The sequence below is a fragment of the Sphingomonas sp. SphC10 genome (genome assembly GCF_057004845.1).
Genome location: NZ_CM168044.1, coordinates 813,701 through 827,500, shown reverse-complemented (window position 1 = coordinate 827,500; position 13,800 = coordinate 813,701). Strand labels below are relative to the sequence as shown.

The window sequence follows — 13,800 nt, the reverse complement described above, 5'->3', positions numbered from 1 at the left end:
CTGACCCAATTTCCGTTTCAGACACTGAAGATCGACCGTTCCTTCGTAATGGATCTGGAGCATAACCCCGCCTCGATCGCGATCGTGCAGACCATTGTCGAACTTGCCGCCAAGCTCGGCATGCGGACGGTGGCCGAAGGAGTGGAGACGCCCGCCCAGCTCGACCAGCTGCGCCGGACGCGGTGCGATGCGGTGCAGGGCTATCTGTTGGCCAAGCCGATGCCCGCCGCGGAGGTGGCCGCCTTGTTCGCCGAGGCCGCCATCGGCGAGCGAAGCCCCGGACAAGCGGTTCGCCTGCCCGGGGCCGGTTGATCAGGCTACGGCCTTGTCCCGCAAACGGCTTTGCGCGGCGACCAGCCGCTCCATCCGCTTCAGGTCTCCCTCGGTCAGCCGCAGCGCAGCGTCGGCCCAGAGGTCGACCACGGCTTCCAGCTCCTCCAGCGGCAGCGGATTGACCGCCCGCGACGCCTCGTAGATGGCGCAATGGGCGCTGTGCCGCCGCTCGTTCTGGCGGATATAGTCGGCGACCATGTGCCGCCCCTCGCCCCGCTCGGCGAGGCCATGGACGAGGCCCATCTCGTACAGTTCCTCGGCGCTATAGGTCCGGCCGCTCAGGATCATCCGCTCGGCCCTCGCCGCGCCCAGCCGCCGCGACAGAAAGCAATGCGCCCCCATGCCCGGGAACAGGCCGAACATCGTTTCGGGCAGGCCGAAGCTGGTGCCCCGTTCGGCAATGACGACGTGGAAGGACAGAAGCGCCTCGAACCCGCCGCCCAGCGCGTCCCCCTCGACCAGGCCGATGGTGATGATCGGCCGTTCCAGTCCGCGCATGTTGCGATAGAGGATGCGGACGCAGCGATGGCCGTAACGGGCCAGCGCGTCATGGTTGCGGTCGCGGATCGCCTGCGCAAACAGGTCGAGATCGCCGCCCAGCGAGAATACGCCGGGAAAACGCGAGCCGAGCACGAGATAGCGGATCGGCAGCGTGCCGCTGTCGACCGCCTGCACGATCCCGTCCTGCCAGCGCTCGAAATCGCTCAGCAGATCGGGATTGAAGCTGGGCCGCTCACGCGGGCGCATCGCGGTCCAGAGCGTGTGGGCGGCGTCGTCATATTGCGTTTCCAGCTGCTCGAAGCTGAGCGCGCGGACGGTATCCGACATGAGCGAGGCGCGGCCATCGCGGAAGTCGTTCGCCATTTTGGGGTCATAAGCGGTCATCGGTGATACTCTCGACATGCAGCACCATGCTGCCTGTCGAGAATAGCCCGGACGCCGATCGCGCCCCTTGCCGAAACTGTCCCGTGCGCGACAGTTTCGGCCTTATAATACGTTAGTTAGCGGATGACTGGCCCAAATATTTGCCGAACCATGCCAGTTGTCGCTTCATCACGTCGGGGGCCTGGGTCGGCACGCAGTGTCCGGCATCGGGATAGATGACGAGGCTGGTCGGCACGTTCTGGCTCTTTAGCGCATTCCACCATTCGACCGACTGGGTGGGCGGCACCTCGATATCGCGTTCGCCGACATAGATGAAGGTCGGGGTCCGCGCCGTCTTGACGTGATAGACCGCCGAGACATCCTCATAGGCCCGATAGTCGTCATAGACCGACTTGCCGAAAAACGGGATCATCCAAGTGTTGATGCCGTTGGTCCCGTAATAGCTGACCCAGTCGGACAGGCCCGCCCCCGCTACGATCGCCTTGAAGCGATTGGTCTGCGTGTTGGCCCACATCGCCATGAAGCCGCCGTACGAACAGCCGGTCAGGCCCAGCCGGGCGTCGTCGATCGGCGCGAGCTTCTCGACCGCATCGATCCCGGCCAGAATGTCGCGCAGGTCGCCGCCGCCGAAATCGCGCTTGTTCGCGGCGGTAAAGGCCTCGCCCTGCCCATAGGAGCCACGTGGATTGGGCAGGAAGCGGTAATAGCCCGCATCCTCGAACGCGCTGGCCAATCCCTTTTCGATGAAGCGCGGCGTGCTGGCGGCGCTGGGGCCGCCGTGGACCTGCACGATCATGGGCGCCCTGGCATCGGGCTTTGCCGTCAGCGGCGACAGCAGCCAGCCCTGGACGGTGAAGCCCTCGTTCGTCCAGGTCACGCTGCGCGCCTGAACGGCGGGCTGTTGGGCGTCATTGTCATGGGTGATCTGGCGCAGATCGGTCGCGCGCCCCGCATAGACAGCTGGTGCATGGGTAAAGTCCTCGATGACGCTGGCCGCCATGTCGCCCTTGGCATTCCATGCGATCTTGCCGTCTCCGGCCGACAGGCCCACGGGCCGGGCGAAGAGCGGACGCGGGGCTTGGCCCGGCGTCAGAGCGACAGCCCCCATCTGCTCGTTGCGCAGCGTCGCCGCGCGCAATCCGCCCTTCGTCCAGGTCAGCGCGGTGAAGGTCATCGGCTGGCCCCTGGTCTGGTTGACCGGCGTGCCCCCGGCAAGCGGCACCGTCCAGACATCGCCGCCGATCGAGCCGAAATCGCTCATCAGCCCGCCGATATAGGCGACGGTCTTTCCATCCGGCGACACGCGCGGCATGTTCAACTGGGTGGCGGGCTTGGCGATCGCCGTGACCGCGCCGGTCGTCGCGTCCACCCGGTCGAGCGTCGCCACCCACCAGTTCGCATCGCCATTGCCCAGCGCCGAGGTCACGACCAAAGCCGAGCCATCGGGCGTCCAGTCATATTCGTAAATGTAGCGGCCCTGCGGCGACAGCGGCACGGCTTTGGCGGGTGCCCCCTCCCCGACCGCCACGATGGCGAGGCGCTGTTCGTCATTGGCGACGCCGATCTCGCCGACCTGCCGCGCGCCCGCCTGGGTCGCACCGACATCCTTCGTCGCGCCCAGTGTGATGAGCATCGCCACCCGCTTGCCATCGGGCGAGAAGCGCGGGGTCGAGGCGAGGCCCTCGACGGTCGCAACTGGCCGTACCGTGTCACCGCGCGCGATCATCAGCGTGGCGACGCCGCCGTCCCGCGCCAGAAAGGCCAGGCCGTCGCCCTGCGGGGCATAGGTCAGCCCCGAATAGCTGCACGTCGTGCAAGGATCGATCCGCCGCACCACGCGTCCGTCGCGCGCCGAACGCACGACGATACCGGGATGGTTGTTCTCGCCCGGCTCGATCGCGGCGACCTCGTTGCCCGAGGGCGCCATCGTCAGGCCGAGATAACGATGCACCGCCGCCTGCGTCGGAAACGCGACGGCCGAGGCGAGCAGAAGGGCTAGAGGAAGACGCATCGGCGATCCTTGATGGAAGATGATGGCAGGCAAAGGTGACAAGATACTGAACTACGGGGCGGTCGTGGCAGGATGGTCACGCATCCTCGACCACGCGGATACCGCGCGCGTCCAGTTTGGCCAGCCGCGCCGGCAGTGCCTTGCTGATCGCCAGAAGCCGGGGGCGCGGGGCCTTTTTCCACTCCCGGCATTCCGGCAGGGTCCGGGCGCACGCCACGCACCAGCCGGTGCGGCCATCGAAACGGCATATGCTGATGCAGGGACTCTTCATCCGCGCACCATGATAGGCCCGCTATCCCTCTGCCCCGCCTCGACAATCATAACGCAGCCGTTCACCGCAACCGCATGAAGGCGGCGACCGCGTTGCGGACGCTGTCGGCGAAACGGTCGTAGATCATGCGGGAAACTTCCGCGATGACGGGCTGGCGGTCCCGCCCTCCCCGCGCGAAGACGGCGATCGCGACACGGCGACCGTCGGGCATGGTGATGAACCCGACATCGTTGGTGATGCCGTCGAGCGTGCCCGTCTTGTCCTCCACCAACGTCCCGGCCGGAAGCAGCCCGCGGATGCGGCGGGTGCCCGTCCGGCATTGGCGCATCAGGCCCAGCAGATAGGCCCGGCTCTGGCTGGAGAGTGCCGTCCCGCTGTCGAGAATCCTCAGCAGCTGGACCATCGCGACCGGCGTGGCGACATCCTTGATATCGGCCAGATGCCCGCGCTCGCGAAGCAGCTGCGCGATGGTGCGGTCGACCCGCATCCCGCTGATGTTGTGCGACAAGACCCATTGCTGGACCTTGGCCGGGCCACCGAGCGTGGCGAACATCTGGTCGGCCGCCAGATTGTCGCTGCGCACGATCATCGCCTCCATCGCCTTGGCGGCGGTGCGGCCGTTGACCATGTCGTTCAGGCTGCGTCGGCCCTGGTCCACCTCCGCCAGATAGGCGCCCGCAATGGCCAGCTTGACCGTGCTTGCCATCGGAAAGGGGATTCCGCCATTGACCATCGCGGTCGAGCCGTCGTCCAGGTCGATCGCCGCGATTCCATATTCACCCGACCGGCCAGCCAGCAGCGCGTTCATGTCGCGCTGGAGCTCGACGAGTTCCAGCGACCGTGCGGAGGCCGGGGCGGGAATAGCGCAACAGGTCGCAATGCCCATCAGGAGAAGACGGGAAAGCGTGGTAAAACGCATACAGCTTACTCGATCGAAGACGGAATCAGCGGCAGCGACGCTAACCAAAAAATCCGGACGCGTCGCGCAGAAATATGCGGGCTTTGCGGCGAGTCGGTCGGACGTGCGGCAGGCGGCGGCTGGCCTAGCGCCGGTCGGTGCTGTTACCGTCCCTCATGGCTTCCATGAATTTCGAGCTGCTGGACATACGGGTGTTCGTCGCCATCGCGGACGGCAAGAGCTTCCCGCGCGCCGCCGAGCAGCTGAACCTGTCGCAACCGGCGATCAGCCGCCGTGTCCAGAAGCTGGAGGCGACGGTCGGCACCCCCCTGCTGGAACGGACGACGCGGATGGTGCGGCTGACCCCGGCGGGCAAGGAGATATTGCCGCTACTCCGCCGTCTGCTGGAGGAACTGGACGAATCGCTGCTCGGCATGATGGCCTCGGGCGAGCGACAGGCGGGACGGCTGACCATCGCCAGCATCCCCAGCGCGACGGTGCGTTTCCTGCCGGACGTTCTGGAAGCGCTGGGCCGCGACTATCGCAACGTCCGGGTGCGCGTGCTCGATCTGTCGGCGACCGAATGCGCCGAGGCGGTGCGGACGGGACAGGCCGAGTTCGCCATCACCCTGCCCGTCTCGTCGGACGGGGACATGGTCTATGAGCCGCTGACCGACGATCCTTATGGCCTGGTCTGCCGAAAGGACGATCCGCTGGCCGATCTCGCCGATCCGGCCTGGAGCGATCTGGCCGGGCTGCGGCTGGTGACGGTCCATCCGGGCAGCGGCAACCGGACCGCGCTCGACGCCGGGCTGGCGCGTGCGGGCATCGAGTTGCGCTGGTTCTACGAGGTGACGCGGCTGACCTCGGCGCTGGCGCTGGTGCAGGCGGGACTGGGCCCGTCGGTGCTGCCGCGCCTGGCGTGCGAGGGGCCGGACGCGCGCCATCTGGTCTGGCGGCCGCTGCGCGGCGCTGAGGTCACGCGCACCATCGGCGTGCTGCGCCGCAGCTCCGCCACGCTGTCCCCGGCCGCGTCACGGCTGATGGGGCTGCTCACCGATGCCTGGGCTGCCGAACCGCGTCCCGCCCCAGCGCGCGACGAGTAACGAGGCCGAGACATTGGCCGTGCCGCTGGTCAGCGCGCGGATTTCCGACAGGAAACGGTCGACCGCGATCAGCATCGCCGCCGCCCCGACCGGAATATCGGGCAGCAGCGACAGGGTAAGCAACAGCGCCGAGAAACCGCTGCCCGTCACCCCCGCCGCCGCCTTGGAGGTGATCAGCATCACGCCCAGATAGACGGCGACCCGCTCCGGGGTAAGCGCGATGCCCAGCGCCTCGCCCAGGAACAGCGTCGCGACGACCAGATACACCGCCGTGCCCGCCAGATTGAGCGAATAGCCCAAAGGAACGGTCAGTCCCGCCACGCTGCGGGGCACGCCCAGCGCCTCCAGCTTCAGGATCAGGCGCGGCAGCACCACCTCGGTCGAGGAGGTGCCCAGCACGATCAGGATTTCGTCGCGGAACACGCGCAGCAGGGTGCCGCCGCCAATCCCCGTGGTGATCCACACCAGCAGAACCAGCGCAGCGATCAAGAGACCGCACGCCAGCGCCAGTGTCGCGAACAACAGCCCCAGCGAGCCGATGAACCCGACGCCATAGGTGCCGACCGTATAGGCGATCGCCCCGAACGCCCCCACCGGCGCGGCGCGGATCAGGAAGCCGAAGATCGCGAATTGCAACCGGGTCAGCGCTTCGATCCCGCGCACGATCGGCGCGCCCGCCTCACCGATGCGAAGCAGGCCGAACCCGACCAGCCCGGCAACGAACAATACCGGCAGGACATCGCCCGCGGTAAAGGCGGAGAACAGCGTATCGGGCACGATACGCACCAGGAAATCGCCCGGCCCGGTGATGTGCCGCCCGGCCAGCTGCCGCTCCACCTCGGCCACCGCCTCGCCATATGGCGGCAGCGGCAGGCCGCGCCCCGGCTGCATCAGCGCCGCGACGCCCAGCCCGATGGCGAGCGCGGCGATGGTGATGCCGAGGAAGACGATCAGGCTGCGCAGCACCGTGGCGCCCGTGTCGCGCGCGGCGCCGTGGCGGACGATCCCCTCGACGATGGTGCAGAACAGCACCGGCGGCACCATCATCCGCATCGCCTTTACGAAAGCGATGCCCAGCGGCCCCAGATCGCGTCCGAACGCCGGGGCCAGCGCGCCGATCAGCGTCCCGGCGACGATGCCGATCAGCATCTGAACATAAAGGTGCCGCAAGACGCGCAAGACCCGATCCGCTCCCAATATATGCACGAAACGCATCAAGCGGACCGATCATTGCATTTGATCGACGCGCCCTGCGTGAGGCTTAGTGCCGCGTGAGGCACGATGGCTCAAGCCCCTGCCACGACAAGACAGTGCAACGACTAGAACCCGCGAGCGAGCGGGACGGCCAGAAGAGAGGTATGATGAAAGCCCGATCTCCAAGGTTCCGAACCGTAATGCCCCGCCGCGCCGCGCTGGGGCTGGCATTGCTGCTGGGACTGAACGCCGTCAGCGCACCCGCCCTCGCCCGCGATACGAAGCCCGCCAAAGTCCGCGAGCTGCACGTCGTGACGTCGGGCGGCTTCACCGCCGCCTTCCACGCACTGGCGGCGAAATATGAGCGCGACACCGGCGTCCATATCGTTGCCGAGCACGGCCCCTCGATGGGTGACACGCCGCAGGCGATCCCCAACCGGCTGGCCCGGCATGAGGACGCCGATGTCGTCATCCTCGCGCGCAGCGGACTGGACAAGCTCGCCGATCAGGGTCTGGTCGCGAAGGGCACCGAAGTCGATCTGGGCCTGTCCAAGATCGCCATGGCGGTGAAGGCGGGAGCCCCTGCCCCCGACATCTCCACTCCCGATGCGCTGCGCTCGACCCTGGTCAACGCCAAGTCGGTAGCATGGTCGGACAGCGCGTCTGGCGTCTATATCCAGTCGACCATGCTCGACCGGCTGGGCGTCACCGATCAGGTGCGCCCCAAGGGCCGGATGATCCCCGCCACCCCGGTGGGCCAGATCGTCGCCACCGGCCAAGCCGAGATCGGCTTCCAGCAGCTCAGCGAGTTGAAGACCGTCAAGGGCATCCGCATCGTCGGGCTGATCCCGGACTCGTTGCAGAAGGTGACGCCCTTCTCGGCAGGCGTCGTCGCCTGGTCGCCGCGTCAGGCCGAGGCCCGCGCGCTGATCGCCTATCTGTCCTCGCCCAAAGCCTATCCGATCATCCGCGACAGCGGATTGGAACCCGCCTCGCAAAAGGCCAAGCCATGAACACCTCCACCATGCCCTTCCCCCCCGCCGCCGATACCGCATCCCCGGTCTCGGCCGAGCGCCGCAAGTCCGCCTTCAAGTCGATCTTCATCGTTGCCAGCGGCAACTTCCTGGAAATGTTCGACTTCATGGTGTTCGGCTATTACGCCACCTACATTTCAAAGGCGTTCTTCCCGACCGGCAGCGAGTTCGCCTCGCTGATGCTGACCCTGATGACCTTCGGCGCGGGCTTCCTGATGCGCCCGGTCGGCGCGCTGGTGCTGGGCGCCTATATCGACAAGCATGGACGGCGGCAGGGCCTGTTGCTGACGCTCGGCCTGATGGCGCTGGGCACGCTCGCCATCGCGGTGACGCCCACCTATGCGCAGATCGGCGTCGCCGCACCCGTCATCATCCTGCTCGGACGGCTCGTCCAGGGCCTGTCGGCGGGCGTCGAGGTCGGCGGCGTGTCGGTTTATCTGAACGAGATCGCGCCGCCGAACCGCAAGGGCTTCTTCTGTTCCTGGCAGTCGGCCAGCCAGCAGGCCGCGGTGGTCTTCGCCGCGCTGATCGGCCTGATCGTGTCGACCAGCCTGTCGCCCGAGACGATGCAGGCCTGGGGCTGGCGCATCCCGTTCATCATCGGCTGCGTGATGATCCCCTTCCTGTTCGTCATCCGTCGCCACATGGAGGAGACCGAAGTCTTCCTGAAGCGCAAGGAGCATCCGCCGCTGTCGCAGATCATGCGGACCATCGGCAGCAACTGGGGCGTGGTGCTTCAGGGCGCGCTGATGGCGGTGATGACGACCGTCTTCTTCTACATGATCACCGCCTATACCCCGACCTTCGGCAACAAGGTGCTGTCGCTGACCCCCGGTGCCGCGCTGTTCGTCACCGCCTGCGTCGGCGTCACCAACTTCGTTCTGCTGCCGGTCATGGGGGCGCTGTCGGACCGGATCGGGCGTCGGCCGCTGCTGATCACCGCCACGCTGCTCGGCGCGCTGCTCGCCTATCCGCTGATGAGCTGGCTGGTCGCCGCACCCAGCTTCGGGCGACTGCTGACGGTCGAGCTGCTGCTCGCCGCCATCTATGCCACCTATAACGGCGCGTTCATCGTGTACCTGACCGAGGCGATCCCGGCGCATGTCCGCACCGTCGGCTTCAGCCTGGCCTATAGCCTGGCCACCGCGATCTTCGGCGGCTTCACGCCCGCGATCAGCACCGCGCTGATCGGTGCGACCGGTGACAAGGCGATCCCCGGTGCCTGGTGCGCCGCCGCCGCACTGCTCTCGCTACTCGCGCTGCTGATCGGGTCGCGCATGCGCCGCAGCGCCGACTGATCCCCGAACCGCCGCACTCCTGAAGGGGGTGCGGCGGTTTCCCTTCCTGAACAATTCGAGGCGGCGGCCAAGAAGCCTCTCGCCCACCCCTGAGAGGATGCCGAAATGTATCGTGGAGCCCTGCTCGCGATCGGCCTGTGCGCGCCGCTGCCGGTCGCCGCGCAAACCACCCCCGCCCCCGCCCCAGCACAACGCAATGACGATGTCGCGCGCCTGACCCGCCTCGTCGAACAGCAACAGGCGCAGATCGAGCGGCTGGAAGCCCGGCTGGCGGCGGTCGAAGGCGGCAAGCCCCAGGCGCTCGCCGCCGCCCCGCTCGGCCAGCCGCTGCCCAGCGACGCGCATCCCTCCGCCCCGCCGCAGATTGCGGCGCAGGCCCCGCAGGCGGCCCGGACTCCCGCGCCGCTCGGCCAGTCGCTGCCCAGCGACGCGCACCCGCCCTCGCTCGACGCACGGCTGGCGCGGATCGAAAAGGCGCAGAAGGACGGCGTGCATGTCGACTGGTCGAAGGGCACGCCCGAATTTACGAGCGCGGATGGCCGCTTCTCCTTCCGGCCGCGCGGCCGCATCCTGGTCGACGCCGCCGCCACGACCGGCAGCGCGCACCCGAACCGGAACATCACCGCCACCACCGCCCGCTCGCTCCGCCTGGGTTTCGAGGGATCGATCGGCCCGCACCTTTCTTATCTGCTGGAGGGCGATTTCGCGGACAATGACCCAGCGATCAAATCCGCCTATCTTGCCTGGACCACTGGCTTTCTGGGACAGCAGGCCGAGTTCGCGCTGGGCAATCGGCTGAACGATCGCGGGCTGGACGGGTCGAGCGGCACCATCTCGGTCCCGTTTCTCGAACGCAATTTCGTCGGCCAGGGCATCATCCCGGTGCGCGGCTTTTTCGGGCTGGGCGCGGCCGCCCGCATCTATGGCGATGGCTGGCATGTCGGGGTGCAGGTGTCGGGCGACGACATCAGCAATCCGGGCACGCAAAGCGACGGCCTGACCATCGCGGGGCGCGCGCATTGGAACCCGGTCAAGACCGCCGACTGGCTGGTCCATCTGGGCGTCTGGGGCTTTCGCGAGACGATCGCCGCCGACGCGACCCGCCCGACGCGCAGCATCGCGGTCGGCGGCTTCTTCAACGACAATCTGCGGATTCTGCCCGGCACCTTCACCGGCGCGACGGCGGGCACAGGCTATGGTTTCGAGCTGGGCACCTTCCACAAGTCGCTCTGGGCATATGGCGAATATGGCACGCGGCGGATCGAGAACCGCGCAGGGACCGCGACCGATCAATCGGCCTGGGCGGTGCAGGCGGGCTGGTTCCTGACCGGCGAGACCCCGCCCTATCTGACGCGCGGCGGCGTGTGGAGCCGCCCCAAGGTCCTGCGTCCCTTCACCTCGGGCGGGCGCGGCGCGATCGAGCTTGCCACCCGTTACGAGGAGCTGGACTACAGCGACAATCCCACCGCCGGACGGGGAACCGCACTGACGCTGGGCATCAACTGGTATCTGAACAATTTCGTCCGGCTACAGCTGAACGCGATCGACTGGACCATCGCCAACCCCGCCCAGCTCGGCGGCGCGAACGATCATGGCCAGACCCTGATCGGCCGCGTCCAGATCGCCTTCTAAGGCAACGAAACGAAACGGAACGCAAGACTGCGCCCATGCGCTGGACGGACAGACGGGTCAGCCCCGCCATGGACGCACAGGAGCGAAAAGCGCATGAATGCCGCAGATGTCTTCACCAAGCTCGATGTCGAACTGAAGCCCGATCCCTCGCGTACCGTCATCCGCCCGTTCCGCTTCGACTATCCCGAGGCGTTCGACCGCAAGCCCAGCAGGGCCGAATGCGTCGCCCGGCACGTCATGGCACTCGATCCGGCGACACGCGACCGGATGCTCGATTTGCTCCATGACGCGATGAGGCAGCGCCACCGCAATGTCGACAATGTGTTCCTCCGCCGTTTCGACCAGATCAAGGCGGACATTGGCGACATAGGGGTCGAGCGGGATTGCGACCGCCTGCTGCTGGGGGCTTATTTCAGCCAGGAATATGCCTTCGAGTCCGCCGCGCTGTTCAATCCCAGCATCGTCACCCTGCCCGACCAAGACCCGGACGACCAGAGCATCCGCTTCCTCCTGTCGCTGCGCGGCGTCGGAGAAGGGCATATCTCGTCCGTCACCTTTCGCACCGGCACCTGGGACGGCGCGACGGGACTGACCGTCGATGCGGCCAGTTCGCAGGGTGTTCCTCCGCGTATCGACAGCGAGGACGGCGAATGGGTTCGGATGCGCGCCGACGACAGCCAGGATATCTCAGAAACCGTGATCTTCCCGATCCTGCCCACCCAGCGAAGCGGCATCGAGGACTTGCGGCTGGTCCATTTCACCGATCATGACGGCGTGCGCAGCGTCATCGGCACCTATACCGCCTTTGACGGCCAGACCGCCCGGTGCGAACTGCTGCGCGGCATCAACGAGCAGAGTTTCGAGATGCGGCCGCTGACCGGCCGCCTTTCGGGCTACAAGGGCATGGCCCTGTTTCCACGTCGGATCGGCGACCGTTTCGCCATGATCGGGCGGCAGGACAATGTGAATCTGTGGCTGCTCTATTCGGACGACCTTCACATCTGGGACGAAGGGATGCGGATCATGGGCCCGCAATATCCGTGGGAGTTCGTCCAGATCGGCAATTGCGGCTCACCGATCGAGATTGACGAGGGCTGGCTGGTCTTCACCCACGGGGTCGGCATGGTCCGGGGTTATTGCGTGGGTGCATGTCTGCTCGACAAGGACAATCCGGCCAAGGTCCTTGCGCGTACGCATTCGCCGATCCTGTTCCCGTCGGCGGAACAGCGCGGCGGCTACGTGCCCAACGTCACCTATAGCTGCGGCGCGCTGCTTCATAAGCGCCACATCCTGCTGCCCTATGCCATTGGCGACCAGTACACCGCCTTTGCGACCGGCAGCGTCGACGATCTGCTATCGGTCATGGTGTAAGGGGCGAGCCGGTTCCGACGGACCGCGCTCGCCCGAAACGGCGGCTCAGCTGATGGCCAGGACCGCCGCGCAGATCACGCCCCAGGACAGGACACAGGCCCCGCCGAGGATCGCCAGGCGGGTACGGGTCGTAAGCTTGTGCACCGTCCTCGTCTCGGCGGCGGGCACGGGGTCGGCCGTGAAGGACAGGATATTGGTCGGCCCTTGCGCCGCCGTCACCGCGCCGGGCGGCAAAGGCCGGTCGAACAGGCACCCCAGATTGCCGATGCTCTGCCACACCGCCGTCGCCTGAACGCGGCCGATATTGGCCAGGCCGATCTCGATCGTCGCGCCGTGCACCACCGGCAGGTCGGTCTCGATGCGGCAACCCTCTCGGGTCAGGTCGAGGACAACGACGTCATGCGGATGCGGGTCACCGCCGATGCGCAGAACGCCGCGACGATCCAGCGGGATCCGCTCTTCGCTACGATATTCGGCGACATCATATGCGGTCTTCGCCAGATTCATGCCAATGCCTTCTGAAGGGGGTCGCATTCGGCCCCGTCCGAACCGTCCACCGCGCCGCCGGGGTCATGCGAAGATGACACCGACGACATAAGCGGCAACGTCTCGATACGGGACAAACGAGGGAGTGGGAATGGTCGGTGCGAAAAGCGGATCAATAAAGGCCAAGCACCGATCCGGCGAAGAACAATGCCCAGCCGCCGACGCCGCCGACCAGGATCAAGGCCGGGGCTCGCAGGCGGTGGAGGGACTCGATTTTGGCCGGCTGCTTGTTGCTGAAGCTGGCCAGCACGATCCGTTCCCGACTGGGGTCGAACTCTTCCCACAGACGCTCTTGCAAGGCGTGCACGGGCGAGGCGGCGGGCGACGCGGCCGTGCCCTGGGCGGGCGTGGCCGCTTCGGTGCCGGTCGGCGCGTCCGCCGTGACCTTGCGGGCTAGACTGTTTCGCATGGCAAACCCCAAACGGTTGGTGTCGATGGGAACCGCCTTAGGCCACCGTGTTTAGACGGGACTTAATCCGGCTGGTTAACCCGATGTTATCCATAAATCAGCCTGTGCACTTCGCCTTGTGACGGGATGGTGAAATATGCCATTTGCGACATCAAACGGACCAAGGGGATCACCATGTCGATCATCAAGCGGCTTGCCGGCCTTCGCCCTGCCATGCTGGCCATGCTGGCGAGCAGCGCCGTGTTGAGCGGATGCGCGACGGCACCGGCCCCACCGCTGCCCGCATCGGAATATGGCCAGGCCAACCAGCCCTATACGCTGGGCGTCGGCGACAAGCTGCGCGTCAACGTCTATCGCGAGCCGGAGCTGAGCGGCGAATTCTCGGTCAACGGCACCGGCGCCATCACCATGCCGCTGGTCGGCGAAGTGCCGGTCAAGGGCATGACCCGCGCCCAGGTCGAGGCAGAACTCACCCGTCGCCTGGGTTCGGGCTTCGTGCGCAATCCCAGCGTCTCGGTCGAGGTCTATGACTTCCGCACCTTCTCGATCCTGGGCGAGGTCCAGCGGCCGGGCAATTATCCGGCGCGCGAAGGCACGACCCTGACCGCGGCGATCGCGGTGGCGGGCGGCTATACCTACCGCGCGAACGAACGTCGCCTGCTGCTGCGGCGCGCCAATGGGCAGAGCTATTACAGCGTGGATGCGGACGCCAATGTCGAGATCCGCCCCGGCGATACGATCCAGGTGCCCGAGGTCCATTTCTAAGGGCTGCCCCGGTGTCTCGCTCCTTCATTTCCGCTCCCGCTCTGCTG

The 13,800-nt window shown here is 66.8% G+C and carries 14 protein-coding genes (1 of these 14 running past the window's edge); 7 read left to right on the top strand and 7 right to left on the bottom strand.

Features of this window, described 5'->3' with window-relative positions; translation table 11 throughout:
* Window positions 1-312, top strand: the end of a protein-coding gene (locus ACWKSV_RS03720; protein ID WP_191864634.1) for a putative bifunctional diguanylate cyclase/phosphodiesterase. It extends 1,647 nt beyond the left edge of the window; 312 of the gene's 1,959 nt are visible here — the last part of the coding sequence; the start codon falls outside the window, past its left edge; its stop codon occupies window positions 310-312.
* Here the strand turns inward: ACWKSV_RS03720 and ACWKSV_RS03715 are convergent, their stop codons facing one another.
* The 4 genes from ACWKSV_RS03715 to ACWKSV_RS03700 form a co-directional block, all read right to left on the bottom strand.
* The gene (locus tag ACWKSV_RS03715) at window positions 313-1,218 is read right to left on the bottom strand and encodes a crotonase/enoyl-CoA hydratase family protein (RefSeq protein ID WP_076715972.1); all 906 of its coding nucleotides are present in this window, start codon (window positions 1,216-1,218) and stop codon (window positions 313-315) included.
* Between the two features lie 112 nt (window positions 1,219-1,330).
* Window positions 1,331-3,229 carry a prolyl oligopeptidase family serine peptidase gene (locus ACWKSV_RS03710; protein WP_191864633.1) on the bottom strand — a complete coding sequence of 633 codons (1,899 nt, stop codon included), beginning with the start codon at window positions 3,227-3,229 and terminating at the stop codon, window positions 1,331-1,333.
* Window positions 3,230-3,305: 76 nt separating this feature from the next.
* A complete protein-coding gene (locus ACWKSV_RS03705; RefSeq protein WP_042491430.1) occupies window positions 3,306-3,500 on the bottom strand; it encodes a DUF1289 domain-containing protein in 195 nt (64 codons plus the stop codon).
* 61 nt (window positions 3,501-3,561) lie between these two features.
* The gene (locus ACWKSV_RS03700) at window positions 3,562-4,386 is read right to left on the bottom strand and encodes a serine hydrolase (protein WP_076715969.1); all 825 of its coding nucleotides are present in this window, start codon (window positions 4,384-4,386) and stop codon (window positions 3,562-3,564) included.
* Between the two features lie 188 nt (window positions 4,387-4,574).
* Here ACWKSV_RS03700 and ACWKSV_RS03695 point away from each other — a divergent pair, with 188 nt between their 5' ends.
* The gene (locus ACWKSV_RS03695) at window positions 4,575-5,504 is read left to right on the top strand and encodes a LysR family transcriptional regulator (RefSeq protein WP_191864632.1); all 930 of its coding nucleotides are present in this window, start codon (window positions 4,575-4,577) and stop codon (window positions 5,502-5,504) included.
* On the opposite strand, the gene ACWKSV_RS03690 is transcribed toward ACWKSV_RS03695, so the two are convergent.
* Entirely contained in the window at window positions 5,433-6,719 is a 1,287-nt protein-coding gene (locus ACWKSV_RS03690; protein WP_083706638.1) for a cation:dicarboxylate symporter family transporter, read from the bottom strand. The genes ACWKSV_RS03695 and ACWKSV_RS03690 overlap by 72 nt on opposite strands.
* Window positions 6,720-6,898: 179 nt before the next feature.
* Here ACWKSV_RS03690 and ACWKSV_RS03685 point away from each other — a divergent pair, with 179 nt between their 5' ends.
* The 4 genes from ACWKSV_RS03685 (at window position 6,899) to ACWKSV_RS03670 (ending at window position 12,033) form a co-directional block, all read left to right on the top strand.
* Entirely contained in the window at window positions 6,899-7,711 is an 813-nt protein-coding gene (locus ACWKSV_RS03685; RefSeq protein ID WP_082442083.1) for a substrate-binding domain-containing protein, read from the top strand.
* The gene (locus ACWKSV_RS03680; protein ID WP_269466543.1) at window positions 7,708-9,030 is read left to right on the top strand and encodes an MFS transporter; all 1,323 of its coding nucleotides are present in this window, start codon (window positions 7,708-7,710) and stop codon (window positions 9,028-9,030) included. The genes ACWKSV_RS03685 and ACWKSV_RS03680 overlap by 4 nt, the downstream gene beginning before the upstream one ends.
* Window positions 9,031-9,135: 105 nt before the next feature.
* Window positions 9,136-10,662, top strand: a complete 1,527-nt coding sequence (locus ACWKSV_RS03675) for an OprO/OprP family phosphate-selective porin (RefSeq protein WP_083706637.1) — start codon at window positions 9,136-9,138, stop codon at window positions 10,660-10,662.
* Between the two features lie 93 nt (window positions 10,663-10,755).
* Window positions 10,756-12,033 carry a glycoside hydrolase family 130 protein gene (locus ACWKSV_RS03670; protein WP_076715962.1) on the top strand — a complete coding sequence of 426 codons (1,278 nt, stop codon included), beginning with the start codon at window positions 10,756-10,758 and terminating at the stop codon, window positions 12,031-12,033.
* Window positions 12,034-12,078: 45 nt separating this feature from the next.
* Here ACWKSV_RS03670 and ACWKSV_RS03665 read toward each other — a convergent pair whose 3' ends face one another.
* Together ACWKSV_RS03665 and ACWKSV_RS03660 are read right to left on the bottom strand one after the other, a co-directional pair.
* A complete protein-coding gene (locus ACWKSV_RS03665; RefSeq protein WP_056432566.1) occupies window positions 12,079-12,540 on the bottom strand; it encodes a PilZ domain-containing protein in 462 nt (153 codons plus the stop codon).
* A gap of 151 nt (window positions 12,541-12,691) precedes the next feature.
* Entirely contained in the window at window positions 12,692-12,988 is a 297-nt protein-coding gene (locus ACWKSV_RS03660) for a hypothetical protein (RefSeq protein WP_076715960.1), read from the bottom strand.
* Between the two features lie 174 nt (window positions 12,989-13,162).
* Here ACWKSV_RS03660 and ACWKSV_RS03655 point away from each other — a divergent pair, with 174 nt between their 5' ends.
* Complete coding sequence (locus ACWKSV_RS03655; protein WP_076718106.1) at window positions 13,163-13,753, top strand: polysaccharide biosynthesis/export family protein; 591 nt, start codon at window positions 13,163-13,165, stop codon at window positions 13,751-13,753.
* Window positions 13,754-13,800: the final 47 nt, after the last annotated feature.